This window comes from Pedobacter terrae, assembly GCF_900100705.1.
GTDB classification, from domain to species: domain Bacteria; phylum Bacteroidota; class Bacteroidia; order Sphingobacteriales; family Sphingobacteriaceae; genus Pedobacter; species Pedobacter terrae.
The window spans coordinates 48,488-70,630 of record NZ_FNCH01000025.1; the positions used below are offsets into that span (position 1 = coordinate 48,488).

General features: G+C 36.5%; 17 protein-coding genes and 1 pseudogene. 14 read left to right on the forward strand and 4 right to left on the reverse strand.

What is annotated here, in order from left to right; translation table 11 throughout:
- Positions 1-333 precede the first annotated feature (333 nt).
- Positions 334-1,515: an AIR synthase related protein gene (locus BLR60_RS21865; protein WP_090503800.1), complete on the forward strand. Its 1,182-nt coding sequence runs from the start codon at positions 334-336 to the stop codon at positions 1,513-1,515.
- Between the two features lie 257 nt (positions 1,516-1,772).
- Here BLR60_RS21865 and BLR60_RS25500 read toward each other — a convergent pair whose 3' ends face one another.
- Both BLR60_RS25500 and BLR60_RS21875 read right to left on the reverse strand, forming a co-directional pair.
- Positions 1,773-1,895 carry a type II toxin-antitoxin system YoeB family toxin gene (locus tag BLR60_RS25500; RefSeq protein ID WP_090503843.1) on the reverse strand — a complete coding sequence of 41 codons (123 nt, stop codon included), beginning with the start codon at positions 1,893-1,895 and terminating at the stop codon, positions 1,773-1,775.
- Between the two features lie 19 nt (positions 1,896-1,914).
- Positions 1,915-2,544 carry a hypothetical protein gene (locus BLR60_RS21875; RefSeq protein ID WP_090503803.1) on the reverse strand — a complete coding sequence of 210 codons (630 nt, stop codon included), beginning with the start codon at positions 2,542-2,544 and terminating at the stop codon, positions 1,915-1,917.
- Between the two features lie 168 nt (positions 2,545-2,712).
- Between BLR60_RS21875 and BLR60_RS21880 the strand changes: the two genes are divergently transcribed.
- The 9 genes and pseudogenes from BLR60_RS21880 (at position 2,713) to BLR60_RS21920 (ending at position 12,981) form a co-directional block, all read left to right on the forward strand.
- On the forward strand, positions 2,713-3,450 hold the full coding sequence (locus tag BLR60_RS21880; protein WP_090503806.1) for a LytR/AlgR family response regulator transcription factor: 738 nt from the start codon (positions 2,713-2,715) through the stop codon (positions 3,448-3,450).
- A gap of 252 nt (positions 3,451-3,702) precedes the next feature.
- Positions 3,703-4,785 carry a sensor histidine kinase gene (locus BLR60_RS21885; RefSeq protein ID WP_090503808.1) on the forward strand — a complete coding sequence of 361 codons (1,083 nt, stop codon included), beginning with the start codon at positions 3,703-3,705 and terminating at the stop codon, positions 4,783-4,785.
- 290 nt (positions 4,786-5,075) lie between these two features.
- Complete coding sequence (locus BLR60_RS21890; RefSeq protein ID WP_090503811.1) at positions 5,076-7,418, forward strand: outer membrane beta-barrel family protein; 2,343 nt, start codon at positions 5,076-5,078, stop codon at positions 7,416-7,418.
- 74 nt (positions 7,419-7,492) lie between these two features.
- Positions 7,493-7,681, forward strand: coding sequence for a hypothetical protein (locus BLR60_RS21895; protein ID WP_090503814.1), 189 nt, complete (start codon positions 7,493-7,495; stop codon positions 7,679-7,681).
- A gap of 45 nt (positions 7,682-7,726) precedes the next feature.
- On the forward strand, positions 7,727-7,915 hold the full coding sequence (locus tag BLR60_RS21900; protein WP_090503816.1) for a hypothetical protein: 189 nt from the start codon (positions 7,727-7,729) through the stop codon (positions 7,913-7,915).
- The gene (locus BLR60_RS21905) at positions 7,879-9,411 is read left to right on the forward strand and encodes a radical SAM/SPASM domain-containing protein (RefSeq protein WP_090503819.1); all 1,533 of its coding nucleotides are present in this window, start codon (positions 7,879-7,881) and stop codon (positions 9,409-9,411) included. The genes BLR60_RS21900 and BLR60_RS21905 overlap by 37 nt, the downstream gene beginning before the upstream one ends.
- Before the next feature lie 4 nt (positions 9,412-9,415).
- On the forward strand, positions 9,416-10,426 hold the full coding sequence (locus BLR60_RS21910) for a hypothetical protein (RefSeq protein ID WP_090503822.1): 1,011 nt from the start codon (positions 9,416-9,418) through the stop codon (positions 10,424-10,426).
- Position 10,427: 1 nt separating this feature from the next.
- Positions 10,428-12,607: pseudogene (locus tag BLR60_RS21915) on the forward strand (peptidase domain-containing ABC transporter).
- Positions 12,608-12,675: 68 nt separating this feature from the next.
- Positions 12,676-12,981, forward strand: coding sequence for a hypothetical protein (locus tag BLR60_RS21920; RefSeq protein ID WP_090503824.1), 306 nt, complete (start codon positions 12,676-12,678; stop codon positions 12,979-12,981).
- 736 nt (positions 12,982-13,717) lie between these two features.
- Here the strand turns inward: BLR60_RS21920 and BLR60_RS21925 are convergent.
- Positions 13,718-14,305 carry a hypothetical protein gene (locus BLR60_RS21925; protein WP_090503826.1) on the reverse strand — a complete coding sequence of 196 codons (588 nt, stop codon included), beginning with the start codon at positions 14,303-14,305 and terminating at the stop codon, positions 13,718-13,720.
- 26 nt (positions 14,306-14,331) lie between these two features.
- Positions 14,332-17,679: a TonB-dependent receptor gene (locus BLR60_RS21930; protein WP_090503829.1), complete on the reverse strand. Its 3,348-nt coding sequence runs from the start codon at positions 17,677-17,679 to the stop codon at positions 14,332-14,334.
- Positions 17,680-18,349: 670 nt separating this feature from the next.
- Between BLR60_RS21930 and lpdA the strand changes: the two genes are divergently transcribed.
- The 4 genes from lpdA (at position 18,350) to BLR60_RS21950 (ending at position 21,981) form a co-directional block, all read left to right on the forward strand.
- Positions 18,350-19,738, forward strand: coding sequence for a dihydrolipoyl dehydrogenase (lpdA, locus tag BLR60_RS21935; protein ID WP_090503831.1), 1,389 nt, complete (start codon positions 18,350-18,352; stop codon positions 19,736-19,738).
- A gap of 195 nt (positions 19,739-19,933) precedes the next feature.
- Entirely contained in the window at positions 19,934-20,773 is an 840-nt protein-coding gene (locus BLR60_RS21940) for an MBL fold metallo-hydrolase (protein WP_090503834.1), read from the forward strand.
- Positions 20,773-21,330: a GNAT family N-acetyltransferase gene (locus BLR60_RS21945; RefSeq protein ID WP_090503836.1), complete on the forward strand. Its 558-nt coding sequence runs from the start codon at positions 20,773-20,775 to the stop codon at positions 21,328-21,330. The genes BLR60_RS21940 and BLR60_RS21945 overlap by 1 nt, the downstream gene beginning before the upstream one ends.
- A 291-nt stretch (positions 21,331-21,621) precedes the next feature.
- Positions 21,622-21,981, forward strand: coding sequence for a hypothetical protein (locus BLR60_RS21950; protein ID WP_090503838.1), 360 nt, complete (start codon positions 21,622-21,624; stop codon positions 21,979-21,981).
- Positions 21,982-22,143: the final 162 nt, after the last annotated feature.

Below are 22,143 nucleotides of genomic sequence, written 5' to 3' on the forward strand. Positions count from 1 at the left end.
TCATCCGATAGCCTTCGGATCAGGTTTATTTAACAATAGACAGTGCAAGGAAAAAACCCGCCACAAAGAAACAAACTTGGTAACCTAAGCCCGATCCGATAGGTATCGGATGTACGGATGCCGTTTTATCCATTAAGTATTTTCCTATCCGATAAATTAAATCGACGGGAGGAAATTCGGGGCTGCTAGCCGCCGTAGAAAACGAACGTTCACTTACAAAACCTCTTCTGATTATTTATTTTGCAACAGACTTTGGACTTCTGACTCCGGACTTCAGACTTTCTATCTTCTCCCCTTTTACCTTCCACCTTAAAAAACTATCTTTGCGGCAACATGAGTGATAACAGGTACAATCAACGTGGCGTTTCTGCCTCAAAAGAAGATGTGCACAATGCCATCAAAAACATCGATAAAGGAATTTTCCCAAAAGCATTCTGCAAAATCATTCCCGATATTTTAGGCGGTGATGAGGCCTGCTGTAATATTATGCATGCTGACGGTGCCGGCACCAAATCATCTTTAGCTTATGTTTATTGGAAAGAAACCGGCGATATTTCGGTTTGGAAAGGTATTGCGCAAGATGCCATTATCATGAATATTGACGACCTGATCTGCGTTGGTGCTACCGATAACATCCTCTTGTCATCAACCATTGGCCGCAATAAAAATCTTATTCCTGGTGAAGTAATTGCTGCTGTAATTAATGGCACAGAAGAAATCCTGGCCGATTTACGAGAGCAAGGCATTACCATTTACTCCACAGGTGGTGAGACAGCCGATGTGGGCGATTTGGTTCGTACAATCATCGTCGATTCTACAGTCACCTGTCGCTTAAAGCGTGAGGAAATCATTAGTAACGATAACATTAAACCGGGCGACGTCATTGTGGCGTTAGCCTCTTCGGGGCAAGCTACTTACGAAACCGAATATAACGGCGGTATGGGTTCAAACGGCTTAACTTCTGCCCGTCATGATGTTTTCGAAAAATCTATAGCCAATACTTATCCTGAAAGTTTTGATCCGGCCGTGCCATTCGACCTGGTTTTCTCTGGTGGCAAAAAACTGACAGATGAAATTGAAATTGAAGGTCACGGTAAAATAACCGTGGGCAAACTGGTACTTTCTCCTACCCGTACCTATGCGCCGGTAATTAAACAGATTTTGGAGAAACACCGCAGTCAGATTAATGGTATCGTACATTGCAGCGGTGGTGCGCAAACCAAAGTACTTCACTTCATCAACGATGATATCCATGTCATAAAAGATGATTTATTCCCTGTTCCACCATTATTTAAGCTGATCCAGGAACAATCGGGTACCGATTGGAAGGAAATGTACAAAGTATTTAACATGGGACACAGAATGGAGCTTTATGTACCAAAGGAAATTGCAGATAGCCTAATCGAAATTTCTAAAAGTTTTAATATCGATGCCAAAATCATCGGCCGCGTAGAAAAAGGCGATCAGAAACAGGTAACTATTGAGAGCGAAAAAGGCACTTTCGTTTATAACTAACCTGCGTATGGAGCTTAACCGATCTGTAACTTGCATAATTAGTTCGTTTTTTTCGACTAGAGCCTAGTCCAGAAGCTTTGGGAGAGAAATCTTTGACTGTACTTTAGAATAAAGTTAAAGATTTTGCTTCGCGCCTTCGGTTCTCGTCTTCTGTCAAAATGACGAATATTTATAACACAAAATAATTAATGTATTGATATTCAAACAAAAACCTCTAAAAATCACATTAGTTAAGTAATAAAAATAATTTACAATAATCAATAATGGCCTTTTAGGGATTCTATATAAATAATATCTTCTGTAGCTATATATACGATTCTATGCTCCTCATTTATTATTCTTGACCATTTACTATTTAGATCGTATTTAAAGCCTCTGATTTATTTGGAATTAGTCTCATCATCTCATCAGTAAGTCATCCATAAAAGAGATCAAATCATTTACGTTGTCCTCGAAATCGTTTAAAAATCCTTGTAGATGGTGATAATTAAAGTTAAAAGCTCTATATTTTTTACCCAACTTGACCTCAATTAAACAATTACCTTGCTGTTCAATCATTTTGTGCTTTGTTGAATGTGCTTGTTTTATTCCATCATACGTAAATACCTTATTTAGACGTAACTTCTCAATCACATTGCAAGGGTTTATTAATATTGAATTTTCTGTTTTTTTATATTTCGCAGACCTACCGCTGATGGAATAATTTGGTGTTGAAGAATTTAGGTGAATATTTTTAAAGAATTCTTTTGACACACGTGTCGTATCCTGATCGGATTGAATCTGATATATATAGACATTCCGGTTCTGCCTACCGTGAAAAAGATAAAGGCGAAATTCAATGTCTTTTTGACTATCATTGATACTGTTTCGGGAAGGACTTCCAATAAATTTGTGTGTTAAGTATTTGGAAGAAGTGTCCAGCTTAAAATCAAAGTCTGCTGTATTTTTATTATCACATATAAGGCTTTGACCACTGGCAAAAGTTGATACTAATATCTGCATAAATAAAAATTTTAAAAATAGTTTCATAATTGAATTATTTAATGAATATTGTGAAAAAAAATTGGCAGTTGAATTGATGTAGTACTTTTTAGGAGAAAGACATATTGAAAAAACCATTCTTTCAGAATACAAAAAACGCTCTCAGGTAAAATATCTTTAGTGCCATTATGTTACAATAAAAACTTAAGTCTAGCTATGTATAAGTGTGTAATAATTGATGATGAACTTCATGCTGTTGAATATTTAGAAAACTATATTTCAAGATTACCAAACTTTGAAATTACCGGTTCATATACTGATCCGTTGAAAGCACTAACAGATATACTTGAGGGGCCATCTGTGGACCTCATACTTATGGATGTTGATATGCCTGAAATTTCCGGAATTGAATTATCAAAGGCTATTCGCAAGAAAACTTCGAAACTCGTTTTTACGACATCACATACCAAATATGGGTTCGACGCTTTTGAAGTAGAAGCAGACGGCTATATTCTAAAACCATATAATTTTGCTAAATTTATGCAGGTGATTAACAGGCTTTTCATCGAACCCAAGCAACTTGAAAAATCAAGCGAAAATAGGCGCTTTTTTTTTGTGCGAACGAGTAAAGCAAATAACATGAAAATAGTCAAAGTTTTTTTCAACGAAATCATTGCCATTGAAAGCAATTTAAACTATGTCCAAATTCATACGTGCCAGGGTAGCGTAGAAACCTACATGTCATTAACAGAACTAGACTTACAACTCAACCAGGTACCGGATCTTGTCCGTTTCCAGCGAAGCTTCATTGTGAATAAATCTAGAATAGATAACATTGAAGGAAATATAATTCGAATGGATAATGGACTTAAGATCTCGGTGGGTAATTATTACAAAAAAAGTTTTGATGATTTTATTTCAAAGAACCTGATAAAGTCAAATAAGAGAGGTTAATCATGCGAAACAATTTTTTAATCTTCAAAATCGAAATATAGGAAATGGTCAAGGTGACATTTGTTGGTTCAGTAAGTACCGTATCGTAGAAATATTCTTTTTTTTTGGAACTGAAAATAAAAATGGTTTGTGCTGTTAGCTTTTTTTTAGGACTGGTCATATCTTTTTTTTCCTGAAACTATTGCTAACCGTACGCTTAAGAAAAAAAGTTATACTGAAACAAAATCCACTTATATAGAATACCTAGAATTGATGAAAAACATTCTTGTGAAATGGACAGCTGAGATGTCGATTCATATATTAATTTGGATCATATTTATATTTTATGAAACAGTGCTTACTGGACTTGTGCTCGGTTCATTCGCAAATCCATTAGTGTATATCTTGCATTACCTTATTAACATTTCTTTTTTTTATTTCTGTGGTGGTATTGCACTCCCTAACGCATTTACTGATCTTAATAAGTCAATTTGGAAAGTTCCAGTACTAATCATACCGGGAATTATATACTTTATTCTTACAGGTTATTTAGCAGATATTTGGTTGACTAAAAACGGTTTACTAGCAAATAATGTCAGCCTCAACTTTAATAAGGAATATATACTTAGGGTGCTGTACAGGTGCTTCTACTTCTTGGGATTTTCTACAGGATATTATTTTCTAAAACAGTTTATTAAAGCGAGAAAAAATACTGAGCTACAGGAGAAAAGACGTTATGAAGAGATTATCAAAGTAGAAAAGATGGAAAAAGCACTATCTCGTGCTCAGAATGCTTTCTTAAAGGCACAAATTAAACCTCACTTCCTGTTTAACACCCTTGATTATGTTTACCATAACTTAGAGGAAGAGTCAAATGCAGCAAACGCTATACTAGCATTATCTGATATGATGCGATTTGCCGTAGATCTGGATGAAGTATCTGAATTTATACCGTTTTGGAATGAAATACTTCAGTCCGAAAAACTGATTAGTATCTATCAGTTAAGGGCAAATCATAAGCTCAATATAAAAAGCTCATTTTCAAAAGACCTCGAAAAAGCAAAATTTTTGCCATTAGTATTGCTCACATTAACTGAAAATATTTTTAAGCATGGCGATCTTGGAAATCCTGTATATCCTGCCTCTATTAGTGCAAGGGTTAAGGGAAAAAGGATTGAAATTGAATCGAAAAATCTAGCTAAAGGCCGTTTAGTAAGCAATACGTTAAGCAGTGGATTGAAAAACATTGAAAAGCGGCTTCAATTTACTTATGGATCCAATGCATCAATTAACAGCAAATTGGATCCTAACATGGTATTCCATTTATCAATTTCTTTTCCCGCTTTGTTCTATTAAGCGCGGGCACCAATCTCATCCTTTCTGATATTATAAACTGAATCTAATATTTTGGGTTGACATGGTTATTCCGAGGGCATTAAAGTATTTCCTCAGATATATTATTTTAATATAATACCAAATCATTAATACATAAATTATTTAATTGGTCTAGGTCTTTAGAATACTTTAGTCAATAAGATCTAGCACTGCCCTAGATAATGTGTAAACCTTAAAACCATGGTATCCAGCCTCTATGCATTACTAATGGTTACCTTGAAATAGACTGACAACTTAATAAAACATTTTTGATGATCAAATTTTTATTCAGCATCCTCTTGGGCTTTTCGACATCTTTTCTTTATGCCCAAATCTCGATTAGTGGATCTATTCGTGCAAAAGGAAGCCTGATGTCTAATGCCTCTGTTATGCTCGCGGATTCTTCTGGCAAATACATTACAGGAATTAAAACTGACGAGCATGGAAAATTTACTCTTTTTCCCCGGTCTACTGGCCGATATCGGATCGAAATCTTTTCGGTAGGATTTCAGACCGTAAAAAAGAATTTAGAAGTAAAAAATGAAAGCCTGGATCTTGGCGTTATTGAACTTATTGAGTTCTCAGAAGATCTACAGGAGGTAACTGTATCATCTAAAAAACCAGTATTTGAAAGAAAGGTAGATAGAATGGTTTTTAATATCGAAAACTCGATCCTAACTGCTGGAGGTGATGCAGTTGACGCAATAAAACTTGCTCCTGGAGTTCGGGTGGATGATAAAGGAATTTCAATGGTTGGCAAATCAACAGTGAAAGTGATGATCAATGACCGCTTGTCTTACATGTCAGGAAGTGATTTAAATGATTATCTAAAAACGATAGACGCTGGCAATATCCAAAAAATAGAAGTTATTACTAATCCGCCTGCAAATTTTGATGCAGAGGGCAATAGCGGCATATTAAATATCGTACTAAAAAAAAATCCTGGGAAGCGTTTGTTAGGTAACCTAACCAATTCTTATGCATTGACTAGTTCAGGTCGATCTTTAGGTAGTAGTGCAATTAACCTTGGGTTTAATAAAGAGAAAATTTCAATTCAACTATCAGGATTTAGCTCCCTTGGTTCCACCGCTCCCACTGAAAAAAACACTACCTTTTATCCTCAGAATTCCTGGGAACTCGAAAACTCAAGAACAGATAAGTTACGAAGCATAAACTTTAATATGGGCCTGGAATACAAGGAAGGTAAGTCAACCTTCGCTGCTCAATACTCATTAAGTGTCTCGCGGCCAGGTATTAGTGAAACTGGGAATACCAATATAAAAAATAATAATCGTGTTATAGATTCAACGCTTTCAACTCAGGCAAATAGCCGCTCAAAGAATCTGTACAACACTGTTAACTTTCGATACGAGCGAAAGATAGATTCCCTTGGTAAAAGATGGTTTATTAATGCTGATTATTTTTCAGTAAACTCCGATAAGGATAGAAACTTCATAACCGAAACTATTCGTAGCAATGGTAACAATACTAAAATTTCTGGAAACAATCTCTCTGATCAGAATTATCGTGTGTTTGTTTCCGAACTGGGCTTTGAACTCCCCTTGAAACCATTTGAGTTAATCTTTGGAGCAAAAGGATCAGATATTAATAATGCGAACAATGCATTGACAACCATCCAGCGTGATAGTTTCCTCTATTCAGAAAAAACACTCGGACTATACTTAAGTCTCAAGAAAAAAATAGGCAAATTAGAACTTAAAGCTGGTTTGCGATCTGAGTTTACCTCAACCCAAGGGGAATCAATAGTTAGTCAACAAATTACAACAAATAATTACGGAAAGCTTTTCCCAACAATATATGCGATGTATGAAATGAATGATATTCATACATTTTCCGCTAGTTTCGGCAGACGTATTAGTCGACCTGCTTACTCGTACCTTAACCCATTCAAGTGGTATAACAACCAATATTCATACTCAGAGGGAAATCCATTTTTACAACCCTCTTTTATTGACAATTTAGAATTCGTACACACCTTGAACCAAAATTTAAGCTCTTCAGTCTATTTTTCAAGAACGACCGGAGGATATGGTCAAATATCCATTCTGACCCCCGACAACCCACTCCAGATCACTTCTGTACAGAATTACTATAATAGTTCTCAGATCGGCATACAGGAATCATACACATTTAGCCTGGGCGTGTGGGAATCCTATAATACAGCTAACGTATACTATAATAATTCAACAGGAATTATCCGAAGTGCACTTCCAAAACTAAAAGGATATGGCGCATATGTATCCACTTTTAACACAATTAAATTATCAAAATCAAATCGTCTCTCCATGGATGCCAATTATTGGCTACAACTACCCGAAAAGCTAGATTTAACCAGTTCAGGTGCGTACTCTCAGTTTGATCTAGGTTTAAAATACTTGACGAAATCAAAGCGATTTCAATTTACTTTAACTGCAAACGATGTCTTTAAAAGTAATAGCCCAAGGATGGTCATGCTCAACAATAATGTCCGACAGCAATTTAATAACTACTATGACTTCAGCAGAATAAGATTCTCCTTGAAATATAAGTTCACGGACAAGGACTTTAAAGTAAAAAACTTGGGCGCCAATGAAGAGCGCTCAAGAGCAAACTAGATATATATGGCCAGTATATAAGAGGGCATGTGAAACCTCTATAAAAGAAGTAGCAAAATTCAAAATCAAATTTTATGAAAAATCAGGAATTAAAAAAACTCCTTATTAAGTTCAATGAACTTCAGATTAACAAGAATGACTCACTGGAGATAATAAATCCTAGCAATTACAGTGCAATAAAAGGCGGAACGGCAGACATTGATTGTAAGGACAGGTTTAAGATCAAGTGCCAGCAATCTTTTACTATTGAAGAAACAAACTAATGTTTTTCAACTAAAAGTTTACCTCAACATTAATTAGAATTTTAAATGAAAAATCAAGAATTAAAACAGATCCTAGACAGATTCAATAGCTTACAGCTAAATAAATCTGGCAATTTAGAAATCCTTAACCAAGATGAGATCGGAGCGATCAAGGGTGGAACAACTGAAATTGACTGCGAAGGGCGTTTCAAAATCAAATGTCAGCAAAACTTTACCATCAAGGAAGAAAGCTAAACATCCAGTATCATACCATATGGCCAGCGGGCCATATGGTATATGTAGCTAAGAGCCAAATTTCGGTTCGATATGCAAACCAAGACAATTGCTCACCGGGCAAATTTGGGCCCCTCATTGAAAAATATATGACCAATTTTAAACTATCCTATTATAATGTGACCACAGACATCATCAATCCTGGTGACACAAGCGAGAAACGAATAATCTTTTCAACTAGGACAGCAAAAGCAATGACCTTACTGGACTCAAGTTATCAAAAAATTATGGAAGGTCGTTTGAAAGATCTCACCTCAACAGAACTCTTTTCACTTACTGAGCAGAGCATACTTGTTCCAGAAAATGAAGACGAATTTGCAGCCATTCAAATGGAAAACGAGGCTTTTTTATCGGATCGAAAAGTTTTGTATCATGTCCTACAACCAGGAGCGAACTGTCAGTTAGGCTGTCATTACTGCGGCCAACAACATACCAAAAACTTTCTAGATCCGTCACTTTATGAAAAAGTGATAAACAGAATTGAAGGTAAAATACTAAGTGGGGAATTCGAGTACAACACACTCGCCTTTACTTGGTATGGAGGTGAACCATTGATGGCTTTAAGGCAGATGCGTGATCTCACCTATTTGCTGAAAGAGGTCGCTCATCGTCACGGCATGAAATACTACGCCGATATTATAACCAACGGACTAAGTTTGAAAGAAAAAATTTTTGAAGAATTAGTTTCTGAGTTGGGAATACGGTCATTTCAAATTACTGTCGACGGCACGCGAGAGCACCATGATCGCAGACGGATTACCAAAAGTGAGGAGCCAACATTTGATATTATTATGGATAATATCGTTAAATGCGTAAATAGCCCCCTTGTTCAGCAATATAATGTAACCATCGGAGTACGAATCAATATTGACAAAAGCAATCATGCTGATGTAGATGAATTCCTTGAATACCTCCATAGCCGCGGAATCCTGAACAAAGTTATCGTTCAATTTGCTGAAATCGTAGATTGGGGACAGAATGGAGCCTCCAAAGAAAGCTTAACTATTCAAGAATTTGCCGACACAGAGATTGGCTGGATGCTAAAGCTCATCGAGCTTGGATTTAATATGAATAGTTTTATACCTGAGAGAAGCAATGTAGCCTGTATGGTTCAGGAGAAAAATTCCGAGGTATTTGATGCTTTCGGAAATATTTATCCCTGTTATGAACTGCCCTACACCCCCATTTATGAAAACACAGAATGGTATGTGGGAAACATCAAGAACGACAAATCGACCTATGAGGTAAATAATTCACTTCGAAATTGGTCTGAACACATCCGTAAAGGGGATGTATCGAACTGCAACACCTGTAAGTTTTACCCGGTTTGTGGAGGAGGCTGTCCTAAAAGCTGGCTGGAAGGCAAGCCATCTTGTCCATCTTTTAAATTTAATATGGAAGATCGTCTGGTTTTACAGTACTTGAACAAGAACACATCCATCAAAGAACTTATATAGGATTATGAAACACCAACTTGATCCCATTTTAAATGGGTTGATTGCAACGGAATGGAGTGATATGCCCCGTTATGAAAGCAAAGGTAAAGGAAACCATATTTTCATTGATTATTTAAAAGTGATGGGAAGTCAGGTTTCAATAGAAGAGAAACTCTCCATGTTGTTTACTTTCCACAGCTATCAAAGGGCATTAGATGATTCCAGGTATAAAAATTTTAATCAAGCCAGATATTGGCTTGAGCAATCTAGGCGGGGGGAGATAGGTTTTTCAGAAAATGTTCAGCTTGTTATGGATTCGCTATATTACCCTGCCAGTGCATATCTATGTTATGCCAATGGACTATATGAACAGGCATTAAAAGAAATGGAGACTGGGGTTAAGTTATTTGAACGCATTGAAGAAATGCAACTTTTTGAAGGAGTAGTATCCGCCAGGCTTGAACAAATCCATAACCTTTCAAAAGTATATATGGCGATGAAAGAATATGAACGCTCTGCAGAAATCCTGGTTGATCTGACTGCTTATATATTTAATATCGGCTCTCCTTTTGGCTTTGTAAAACCTGGCCATAAAAATGGTTTTGCTGAACACGAAGAGAAACAGGGAATCGAGAAAATCGATATCATCAAATACTTCTTTGACTCCATTTTATTATCAGCAGTATTACATGAAGCAAGTGATGCAGAATTAATATTCGTCAATTTCATTGAAAAAGCAAAGTGTTTAGCTCTGGACGAAAACATCTTTCCCATTCGAACAATTTGCGATGGAATAAACAACGCAATCAAGCGAGATTTTTATGCTTTAAATAAAGATTACCTTATACTCATTACTCAGCTTGATGTTTTACCAAAATCTATTGGAATATATTTTTCACAAGTATTGATGGAATTTGCCAAAGACACAGGATATAATAGAAGTGAGGAGCTCATGAAAGAGTTTATGAAACGTTATCCCGATCAAAAAAAAACCTTTCAATTTTCACAAAAACATGCCAAATCAGTAATTAAATAATATGGGTTTCAAGTTTTCTGCACAATTTGATCAAATGGACTGTGGTCCAGCATGTCTGAAGATGGTATCAAATTATTTCGGGAAAGACTATCCTATACAGTTCTTAAGGGAAAACTCCTTCCTAACCAAAGAAGGGGTTAGTCTTCTGGGACTTAGCAACTCAGCAGCAAAGATAGGCATTGACACCTTTGTAGCAAAAATAAAGGTTGAAAAATTGACTGATTCACCTCTACCTTGCATTCTATATTGGAACCAGAATCACTTTATTGTACTTTACAACATCAAAAAAAGAAACGGTAAAAAAATTTATCAAATCGCAGATCCTGGCTTTGGGTTGATTAACCTCTCAGAACAAGACTTTCTGGCTTCTTGGAGTTTTGATAAAGGATCGGGGATTGCTTTGTTTTTAAAACCTGGTCCTCAATTTGGAAAAGTGGAATCCACCATTAATACTAACAGTTCATTCAAGGATCTATTAAAGTATCTTTTGCCTTTCAAAAAGGAACTTGTCAAATTGTTTTTTAGTCTAGGGGTAGGAAGTCTATTAACTATGGTCTTCCCTTTTATTACGAAAATACTAATTGACTACGGGGTGGATAAGAAAAACCTCAGCCTAATAGTGGTACTCTTACTATCACAGTTCTTTCTTTATGTCGGTGTTTCCACAACTGGAATCATTAGAAACTGGATTGCACTTTATATTGGATCCAAGGTTAATATTTACATTATCTCTGATTTTCTCACCAAGCTAATGTCTCTTCCACTCAAATTTTTTGACACCAAACTAAAGGGAGATTTTCTACAAAGAATTTCTGATCATGACAGAATTGAGAGTTTCCTTACGCATGAAGGTATTTTCACATTGTTTTCACTGATTAATGTTTCAGTTTTCCTGATCGTCCTCACCTTGTACAGCGTCCAAATACTCGTGGTTTTTATTATCCTGACCATTTTAAGTATTTTATGGGCTTACCGTTTTCAGCACAAAAAAAAACAATTAGATTATGTTCTCTTTCAGCAGAACTCTCAAAATAAGGAGAACATATATGAGCTAATTAACTCGGTTGCAGAAATTAAAAATAATAATTTTGAGGATTATAAAAAAAATGAATGGCAAGTCATACAAATTAAGCTATTCAAGATCAAACAGAAAATTCTTCGTTTGGATCAGTATCAGACCATTGGATTCAATCTGCTCAACCAGATCAAAAATTTAATTATATTGTACATAGCCTCGAAGGAGGTGCTTGAAGGACATATTACGTCAGGAACACTACTAAGTATTTCATTTATTATCGGTGAAATGGGATCACCCATCAATCAAATCATCTCATTTATCCGCACTTTTCAAGACGCCAAGATAAGCTTTGAGCGTTTATCAGAAATCAACTCAATTCAAAGTGAAAAATTTGGAGGACTGATAGCAATTCCTGACGCAAATTTAATCAGCGGCTTTACAATTAAAGATTTGAGTTTTCAGTATGAGGGTCCTGAATCTTCATTTGCTGTAGAAAAAATCAATGTTTGTATTCCTGAAAACAGAACTACAGCAATTGTTGGTGAAAGTGGTAGTGGAAAAACAACACTAATGAAAATACTGCTTCGCTTTTACACAGAATATTCAGTAAATATCCTATACAACAATTGTGATTTAAGACAAATCAGCCTCACCGAGTGGAGGAAAAACATTGGTACTGTTTTGCAGGATGGATACATATTTTCTGACACCATAGAACGTAACATTGCGACCTCAGACTTAGCAATTGATAAAGATAAGCTCAATCGCGCAATAGAGATGGCCCGGCTAAGCAGTTATATTGAATCACTTCCACTAAGGACTAAAACAAAGATTGGTGCCTCTGGGAAAGGATTAAGCGGGGGCAAAAACAGAGAATTCTTATAGCCAGAGCAATTTATAAAAACCCGCCAATATTATTTTTTGATGAGGCCACAAGTTCACTAGATTCAGAAAACGAACTGTACATCATGGAAAATCTAGATTTTTTCCTCAAGGGCCGTACAGCGATAATTATCGCTCATAGGTTAAGCACTGTCAAAAATGCTGATCAAATTATTGCACTCAAAAACGGAAAGGTTGTGGAAATTGGATCCCACGACGAACTTATCAAGCTTAGAGGCTACTATTACAATCTTGTCAAATCACAATTAGTGTTAAATTAAATATGTATCCATCGTTAGATAAAGTTTGGCTTGTAAGGCATTGTATCCCTATTCTAATAACAATCGTAATGATAACTTTATACGGTATGCTTTTTGCAATTGAAGTTCCCTACTCCCTACACGGCAGGGTGGTTGTTAAGGATAATGAATATCATCTCTACTATGACCAGCCAATTGACAACGAATGTTTAATATTTTTAAACAAAAAACCCCATTACATTCGGTTTAAAAAGATTAGCAATGGAAAATTCCGCCTTATTAACCCAAGTTTTACCGAAAACGAGAAAAATTCAATACAAACTCATTCTGGAGTTTCAGTAGAAATTAGAAACCAAAAAAAAAGCCTGATTTGGGTTATCTTCAACTCCAGGTAATCCATTGCAATAATATCGTAAACTTTTATAAAGTACATTGACAGCAAATTAACCCCTCATAATTACTTCTAAACAAAAAGAGTGCATCGCCCCACACCTGTAAGCGGCAGAGATAAAAATGCCAACAGAGCACATCTCTAATTGCCTTTTTCTAACGTAGTTGTGGATAAAATATATCAAAAGAGTTATACTTTGACGGAATGTAATTTTCCGGAACAATTTTACAATACTCTCAGTACATCAGCCCTACGACATGACCAATTTCATGGATAACCGTAGATTTATTCTGCACTAGCGGATAATCTAATCAGCCGCTGCCCCTACCATACCCAATTGAGATCTCCTAGCACATTGGGTAGACGCACTCAAAAAATAATAAACACTGCAATAGCATAATAGATTTTTTCATTTTAAGATGTTTTAATTCATATCGGTTTAAATCATTAGTAAAACAATAGATGATATAAAAAGCGCAAAAGTGTAAGGATGATTAATTAGATTGTAAGGGAAGGAATGCTTTTAATAGCGAGTTAATAACTAATCGGCGAAAAGGAATGTTTTCTTGAGAATGTGCGTTTCATAGTTTTTTTGTTTACCTTATTAAAAATAACTATTAACTATTAAAACCATTATTTTTTTACATCAATTAGTTAGTTATTACACAAAGAGCAAAAAAAAGGTTTATAAAAAAAGCCCCAGCCTTTCAGCTGGGGCTTTTATTTTGATTTGAAAACTACTAAGATGCAGTTCTTAATCCAAATTCAGACAATGCAAAGGTATATTCGGCAAGTGTAGTATTTGAAGCATCTTGGGCAACAATTATTATACTGGTCCCTCTTGATTGAGATGCGGCTCCATTGCTTACTGTAAATAGGCCTTTTCCAATCTGATTTAAATTAAAGGTGTAAGTAAGTCCCCAAACAATGTTATTGGGATTTCCATAACTTCCAATTGCAGTTACTACAGGCGCACCTACTGCCGGAGTAGCAGTGGCTGCCAAAGAAACATTGGTTGCAGTATAAAGTATTGTTCTTACGGAACTGCTTACAGCTGTAGCACTTGTTTGTGTATTCGCTAAATAATAAACAGTTAATTTAGGTATTACTTTTGAAGGGAAAAGCTTTTCGCCAACAATGTAATTAAGTGTTACTACACTCGTACCTACAGTACCAGTTGAAGAAATAGCAGTACCTTTTGCCAATTCGATAGTAGTACCACCTGTACCTGAAACTTCCTTTTCAGCATTAGGGTCTTTTTTGCAGGCGCTCATTGATAAAACAATGATGCTGGCTGCAACCATAACTTTTGATAATATATTTTTCATTTTAATCAATTTAAAAATTTACAGCTTTAGTTGAAATTGTAACGAACACCAAATTGCATGTAATAGGTTGATGAAATGGTTTGTGAAGTTCCAAATGAATCTCTCACGATATCACCTTGCGCATTAGCAACTCTAAACGTAGGTTTTGTTGTTGCACTGATAGATGATACGTTTTGAGGAACTAGGATAGCAGAATTGTTTGCAAAGTTCACATTACCCCATTTACGGTTTAATAAATTACCTACGTTGAAGATATCAACTGTAAATTGAAATGAATTTTTAGATTTTCCGTAGTTTCTAAAAACTTCTTGCGTTAATCTAAAGTCAAATTGATTTCTCCATGGCAACAAGGCACCGTTACGTTCAGCATACTGACCTTTATGCTGGCTTAAGTAAGGATCATTGTTAACATAGTTCATGAAAATATCGTTTTGCTCTTGAGCACTATATGCTCTTGCATACCCAGTTGTACCAGCAGGGATATTTACAAAATTTATCTCAGATGCATCACGTGGAACATAAATCAAATCATTTGTTTGTCCGTCGCGGTTAAAATCTGCACTATAGCTATATGAATATCTTCCTTGTTGTGATCCAGAATAAAATAATGAGAATGAAGTAGCTAAATTCTTTAAGTATTCTTTTCTGTATGAAATGTTAGCAACAATACGATCAGGTGTTAAATTTTGAGAATAACTTAAAGTTGGATTATTCGGGTTTGTTGAAGTAAATGGAATAGACCATAAGTTTAACAATTGATCACCAGTACCATCACCGTAATTACGTTGATCAGATCTGGTATAAGCAATCATTGCAGATAAACCACCCTGAAATTGTTTTGTTAATTGTGCAGTAGCTTGCCAGTTGTAACCACCTTTAGCATTGGTCATTTGAACAACGTTTAAAGCTGAAGTACCGGTAGTACTTGGAATACCAGCAGATGTAATATTTACAACCTGTCTAGAGTTTGTAGAACTTCCGTAGAATGGTCTGTTATCCGGGTAACCTGGGATATTTAATGCCGTTGGCTCCTGCAAATTCAGGTTTTGTCCAACTGCTACATTAAGATCTTTTCCATATACACCTTCTAATGTTGCTACAACACCACCAGGTAATCTAAAGTCAACAGCTAAACTTGACTTCCATGTTTGAGGAAATTTCAGGTTACGTGATAATGCACTGATTGTTCCAGGGATACTTGTTCCGGCTGCAGGAGCTGACGTAGTTAAGTTAGGTGCAATGCTTGGATTAAAGAAAGGAGTTGATGCCCCTGAATAAACTTGTGTATATTGAAGTAACCCAGCATCACCCGATTGCGAAACGATCCACACAAATGGTACACGACCTGTAAAAATTCCAGATCCTCCACGAACTTGTAAAGAACGATCTCCTAACACATCCCAGTTAAAACCGAAACGAGGTGAATAAGTCAACTTAGCTTCTGGTAGAACTCCGGTATCAACTTTTTGGCCATTTGCAAAAGTTTGCGCTGCCACTAAAGGATGTGTTCTGATTTCAGAAACATCAGGATAAGTTGCTCTTTCGAAACGGATACCCGCAGTTAATTTTAAACGATCTGAAACGGTAAACTCGTCCTGTAAATAAGCTGAATACTGAGCAAATTTAAAACTCGGAAAAGCCTGAGAACCATCAGCAGTAAGCGGATAAGTTACTGAATACTGTAATGGCTTTGCATTATTGTAGAAGTCAGCATAAGAAGCAAAAGTATAGAAACCTGTACCAAAACGTTGGAAACCATTCTTAGTCGTACTAAATTCAGCTTGTAAACCTAAAGTAATATTATGTTTACCTAAAGCCAAACTTAAATCATCAGAGTAGGTGTAACCTTTAACATCTCTTAAATTTCCGTAAGTAAAAGGCTCATAACCAAAAGTAGTTAACACACTACCAGCCGAAGTTCCACTTTGTGTATTATTAAGAATATCAACCAAAGGAAAAGGAGCACTATCAGATGTCCTAGGATCATTCTGATGAGAATAAGTAGCTCGCAAAACATTTGTTACCTTGCTTCCAAAATTCGAGTTCAACTCAGCTACAGCAGAATATAAGTTTGCTGCCTGGTAATAATTTGAGTTTGAAAAGTTTAAACCTGCATTTGTTTGAGTTCCAGATCTATTGTTTCCATAGCCTAAATTACCTGTCACACCAGAACCACTAACAGAAGTACTTGCAGGACTTGGGGACTGACTTTCAACCTGATTATAACGAACACTAAAACGGTGGTTCTTAGTAATATTCCAGTCTAAACGTGCAAACATTTTCTCGTTATCGCTGATATTTGAATATCCCTGATAAACACCTGGATCATAGCCATATTTAGAAATTAGATATGCTTTTAAAGCGTCCAAATCAGAAGCGGTTGCTGGAGCAACGTTTGTTAATCTACCATATGGTAAACCTGGAGTTGCTGCTATTCTATTATTTCCCGGCTCAACCGTGTGTTTCTTCTCATAGTTAACAAAAAAGAATAATTTATCCTTAACGATAGGGCCACCTAAGCTAAAGCCATAATTCTTCTCATCCAATTTCTGTAATACCGGGATTCTATAAGTTTCGCCGATTCTTTTTCCTTGCTGTTCTTCACCACGCATGGTATAAAACGCATTTCCAGAAAATGTATTCGAACCAGAACGGGTTACTGCTGATACAGATCCACCGGTAAAGCCCGATTGACGAACATCGTAAGGTGTAACGTTTATTGATACCTGCTCTAATGCATCAATTGAAATAGGAGAACCACCAGCAGGAATGTTTTGACCTATACCGAATTGGTTATTGAAGTTAGCACCATCTACAGTAAAATTATTAGAGCGGTAGTTACCACCACCAATAGCACCCTGAGTACCCGAAGCCTGAGGAGTTAACCTTGTTAAATCATTGATGCTTCTGGTAATCGTTGGCAATGATTGAATTTGTTGCCTGGTAACCACAGTATTCGTACCGCTTTTGTTAGAGTTCATAATAGCATTACTACTCTGACCAACTACCTTTACCTCAGCCAACGTTGAACTATTATCCGTTAACACTAAATTTAATAGATAAGGCTCTCCTAGTTTTAAATAAACTTCAGTTTGTTTCTCTGGTCTGTAGCCAACAAAACTAACCTCAATGGTATAAGGGCCACCAACCCGCATGCCACCAATGGTAAAACGGCCATCGTTGTTTGTAGACACAGAATAAACAGTCCCGGTAGGTGTGTGCGTGGCTTTAACACTTGCACCAGGTAAGGCGCCGTTGGCATCCTTAATTGTTCCTGTCATTGATGATGTAGTTACCTGTGCATTCGCACTAAAAGTAATACCTACAAATGCAACAATAACCAGTACTAATCTTAAAAGTAAAGATTTCTTCATACTTTGATTTTTAATTGTTTTTTGTTGTTAATGATAATCAAAAGGGATTTTGTAGCTGCAAATGTCCTAATAAAATTTAACACATTTTAACATTCAATGTTAAATAATTATTAAGTTGGTCATAATTTTTCAACATTTAACACATATGATATAAGTTACAACTTTCAGTTTATCAATACATTGGTTATAAACCTCAATTTTTAATAATAAAATTAATAGTTGTTTATAATTTAAACATAAATTTTAAGTTAACGTTGGTATTTTTCCAATAACACATATCAACAACGTTTTTAAAATCGTAAACATCCCTGTTATTCATTTTTTCAATTGCATATCCATATATAATTTTGCAGATCGCGAAAATTGAACCCCCTTTTTTGAAGAGAATAATCTTAATAATATTCAGCCATTGTAAATTTTAACAGGTATCTGCATATTGGCTTAGCCAATTGACATTTTTTTTTTAGTTTTGGACGATGGTTAACGGAGCAGTCTCCTTTAATTTTTGGTAATGTAAAGTTTAAGCCCTAAACCAGGAGCCAAATCAATACCTTGCCGTTAAATGCAGAACAATTAAGAAACAGATATCTTTAATTAGATAGGAATATGCTATTATCATTTACTGTGGCAAACTCCATCTGAAAGGTAAATAACAAATTAAAAAAAACAGATGAATTACGACGTTATTGTTTTAGGCAGCGGCCCTGGTGGTTATGTAGCTGCAATCAGAGCTTCTCAATTGGGACTAAAAGTGGCCATTGTTGAGCGTGAATCATTAGGTGGTATTTGTTTAAACTGGGGCTGTATCCCTACTAAAGCACTTTTAAAAAGTGCTCAGGTTTTCGAATATATTAATCATGCTGCTGATTACGGAATTACTACTGCCGGCGCTACTGCAGACTTTGCTGCTGTAGTAAAACGCAGTCGTGGCGTAGCCGATGGCATGAGTAAAGGCGTTCAATTTTTAATGAAAAAAAATAAAATTGACGTGATTATGGGAACTGGTAAAGTAAAACCAGGAAACAAATTAGAAGTTAAAGGTGCTGACGGTTCTCAAAAAGAATTAACAGCTAAAAACATCATCATTGCAACAGGTGCCCGTTCAAGAGAATTGCCTAACCTGAAACAGGATGGTAAAAAGATTATCGGCTACCGCCAGGCCATGGTGCTCCCTGAGTTACCAAAAAGCATGGTTGTGGTAGGTTCTGGTGCTATCGGTGTAGAGTTTGCTTATTTCTATGCTACTATGGGTACAAAAGTGACCATTGTAGAATTTATGGAAAACGTTGTTCCGGTTGAAGATGAAGATGTTTCAAAACAATTGTTACGCAGTTTAAAGAAAACCGGTATTGATGTAATGACCTCGGCAAGTGTTGAATCTGTTGATACCAGTGGTGCAGGTTGTAAAGTTTCTGTTAAAACAGCTTCTGGCATGCAAACCATCGAAGCAGATATCGTACTTTCCGCTGCAGGTATTGTAGCCAATATCGAAAACATTGGTTTAGAAGAAGTAGGGATCAAAACCGAAAAAGGCAAAATTGTTACCGATGAGTTCTACAATACTTCAGTCAAAGGTTATTACGCCATAGGTGATGTAGTAGGCGGTCAGGCATTGGCACACGTAGCTTCGGCAGAAGGTATTATCTGTGTAGAAAAAATTGCCGGTCAGCATGCTGAGCCTCTAGATTATAACAATATCCCTGGCTGTACCTATTGTACACCTGAAATTGCTTCAGTAGGATATACCGAAAAAGCGGCCAAAGCAGCTGGTTACGAGTTAAAAATTGGTAAATTCCCATTTTCCGCATCAGGTAAGGCAAGTGCTGCCGGTGCTAAAGATGGTTTTATAAAATTAATTTTCGACGCCAAATACGGAGAATTATTAGGTGCGCACATGATTGGTGCCAACGTTACCGAAATGATCGCCGAGATCGTGGTGGCACGTAAACTGGAAACTACCGGACACGAAATGATCAAATCTGTTCACCCTCACCCAACCATGAGCGAAGCCATTATGGAAGCTGCCGCTGATGCGTATGGAGAAGTGATCCACTTATAAGGTAGAAGGTTTAAAGGTGGAAGGCGTAAGGTTCCAAAAACCTAGGTAAAACCGATATTATTCCAAAAACCCTTTAGTTAATCCTAAAGGGTTTTTGTATTTTTATAAGTCCATTTTTCCTAAACCTAAACCTAAACCTAAACCCAAACCCAAACCCCAAACCCTAAACCCTAAACCCTAAACCCTAAACCCTAAATGAAACTCCATACCATAAACACAGGTTTATTTAAATTAGATGGTGGTGCCATGTTCGGCGTAGTACCTAAAGCCATCTGGCAGAAAACCAATCCTGCCGATGCAAACAATCTTTGTACCTGGGCCATGCGCTGTTTGTTGATAGAAGAAGGCAATCAGTTGATTTTAGTGGATACTGGAATCGGAAACAAACAGGATGAGAAATTTCTTAGTCATTACTACCTGCATGGCGACGATTCTTTAGAGAAATCGCTGTCGCAGTTAGGTTTTGGCATGGCAGATATTACTGATATTTTCCTCACGCACCTTCATTTTGATCATGTTGGAGGGGCAATAGTAAGAGAAAACGAAAAACTTTTACCAGCCTTTAAAAACGCTAAATACTGGAGCAACGAAAAACACTGGCAATGGGCAGTTGAACCCAACGCCAGGGAAAAAGCATCCTTTTTAAAGGAAAACATATTACCCATTCAGGAAAGTGGACAGCTTAATTTTGTAGTCGAAAAAGAGAATATAGAATGGCAAAAGGACATTAGCATCAGTTTTGCTTACGGCCATACCGATGCCATGATGTTGCCAAAAATCAGTTACAAAGGCAAAACCATTGTGTATATGGCTGATCTGTTACCTTCAGTGGGTCATCTGCCCCTGCCCTACGTAATGGCCTACGATATGTTTCCTTTAAAAACATTAACCGAAAAGCAAGCCTTTTTGGAAGAAGCGGTAGAAAACAATTATATCCTATTCCTGGAGCACGATCCCATTAACGAGTGCTGTACCTTGCAACGTACTGAAAAAGGCATTCGCGTATCACAAACCTTTAAACTAAGTGAGATTTAATGATCAGGCCAGCTAAACCAGAAGATGCAACTCAGGTTGTCCCTCTATTACTTCAGGCCATGGGCGAGCTTGCCGCGAAGTTTACGCACACCGATGATCAGGAAAGCATCAACCGCATCTTTGAATATTTTTTTCAGGAACAGGGTAATCAGTATAGCTACGAAAATACCTTAGTCTTTGAGGAAGAAGGAAAAGTACTCGGCTCATTAACCGCTTATGATGGGGCAAAGCTGATCGAATTTAGAAAACCCTTTTTAACTTACTTAAATTTATCTGATTCGGATGATAACCATCCGGATGCAGAGACTCAAAGCGGAGAGTTTTATCTCGACAGTATCAGTGTAAATGCCATTGCCCAAGGCAAAGGCATAGGCAAGCAACTTATTAAAGCGGGGCTGGCATGGGGAGAACAATTAGGACATAAAAACACGGGGTTATTAGTCGAACAAAACAATACACGTGCCCTAAAGCTTTACCTGCAGATGGGCTTTAAGATCCAAAATGAAAAGGAATTTATGGGAGGCAGCTACCACCATATGGTATTTGAAGTTAAATAGCGCATAGAGATTACATCAAAATCCTCGTTGCAGGGTAACGAAGCAATCTATAAGCGTACGCGATTAGCGATCGTAAAGCTTGTTTCGCAGGCTGAAAACCTTCTTATAATGACAACATTTCTTAAGTATTAAACTGCCGGAGACATTGCGACATAAATTAAAATAAATAATAATTCCGCTCAGCCCTTCCTTCCTTCCTTCCTTCCTTTAAACGCTTCCCGCATTGCGCTCATTATTTTTTTTTACAATTTTATTTGTATTTAATCTAAATAATACCAATTTTTGTAACCGATGGAAAAAGCGTGTATAGATATTAACCAACTCGTTAACGTATTCTCAAATACCCATGGTTCAATTTATCAATCAGATAAGTTAAACTGCTTTTACGTAGATTTTGGCGGTAAGTTTGCACGCTACAACTGTCTTTCCCTTCAAAAACTAAAAGCTGTTGTAGAACAGATTGATGTTGAAGCACTACTGTTAAATACGCACAAAGCGGATTTTGAATTGGTTACCTTTAATGGTTGCGAACACATCTACTTACTGAGTGCGCTGGAAATTATCGCTTTAAAAGATTTATTGCACGGTACCTTTACCATGTTTAAGCTTAACCATATCATTAGCGATTGCCTTTATAGGTTGGTATACTAATTTATTGGTTTGACGATTAGCCATTAGTTGTATTGGTATACAGGAAGATCCTGGGATCAACTCAGGATTGTAATAGTTTAGTAATTCGGTAACAGATTTTTTTGAGGAGCATTAATTATTAGATTTTTTCATTTGCTTTTTTTGCCATTTCAATTGGAGTTA

Excerpts from the sequence above, each read along its gene's own strand:
- BLR60_RS21865 (WP_090503800.1), top strand. The coding sequence starts at position 334 with ATGAGTGATAACAGGTACAATCAACGTGGCGTTTCTGCCTCAAAAGAA.
- BLR60_RS21875 (WP_090503803.1), bottom strand. The coding sequence starts at position 2,544 with ATGAAACTATTTTTAAAATTTTTATTTATGCAGATATTAGTATCAACT.
- BLR60_RS21880 (WP_090503806.1), top strand. The coding sequence starts at position 2,713 with ATGTATAAGTGTGTAATAATTGATGATGAACTTCATGCTGTTGAATAT.
- BLR60_RS21885 (WP_090503808.1), top strand. The coding sequence starts at position 3,703 with ATGAAAAACATTCTTGTGAAATGGACAGCTGAGATGTCGATTCATATA.
- BLR60_RS21890 (WP_090503811.1), top strand. The coding sequence starts at position 5,076 with ATGATCAAATTTTTATTCAGCATCCTCTTGGGCTTTTCGACATCTTTT.
- BLR60_RS21895 (WP_090503814.1), top strand. The coding sequence starts at position 7,493 with ATGAAAAATCAGGAATTAAAAAAACTCCTTATTAAGTTCAATGAACTT.
- BLR60_RS21900 (WP_090503816.1), top strand. The coding sequence starts at position 7,727 with ATGAAAAATCAAGAATTAAAACAGATCCTAGACAGATTCAATAGCTTA.
- BLR60_RS21905 (WP_090503819.1), top strand. The coding sequence starts at position 7,879 with ATGTCAGCAAAACTTTACCATCAAGGAAGAAAGCTAAACATCCAGTAT.
- BLR60_RS21910 (WP_090503822.1), top strand. The coding sequence starts at position 9,416 with ATGAAACACCAACTTGATCCCATTTTAAATGGGTTGATTGCAACGGAA.
- BLR60_RS21920 (WP_090503824.1), top strand. The coding sequence starts at position 12,676 with ATGATAACTTTATACGGTATGCTTTTTGCAATTGAAGTTCCCTACTCC.
- BLR60_RS21925 (WP_090503826.1), bottom strand. The coding sequence starts at position 14,305 with ATGAAAAATATATTATCAAAAGTTATGGTTGCAGCCAGCATCATTGTT.
- BLR60_RS21930 (WP_090503829.1), bottom strand. The coding sequence starts at position 17,679 with ATGAAGAAATCTTTACTTTTAAGATTAGTACTGGTTATTGTTGCATTT.
- lpdA (WP_090503831.1), top strand. The coding sequence starts at position 18,350 with ATGAATTACGACGTTATTGTTTTAGGCAGCGGCCCTGGTGGTTATGTA.
- BLR60_RS21940 (WP_090503834.1), top strand. The coding sequence starts at position 19,934 with ATGAAACTCCATACCATAAACACAGGTTTATTTAAATTAGATGGTGGT.
- BLR60_RS21945 (WP_090503836.1), top strand. The coding sequence starts at position 20,773 with ATGATCAGGCCAGCTAAACCAGAAGATGCAACTCAGGTTGTCCCTCTA.
- BLR60_RS21950 (WP_090503838.1), top strand. The coding sequence starts at position 21,622 with ATGGAAAAAGCGTGTATAGATATTAACCAACTCGTTAACGTATTCTCA.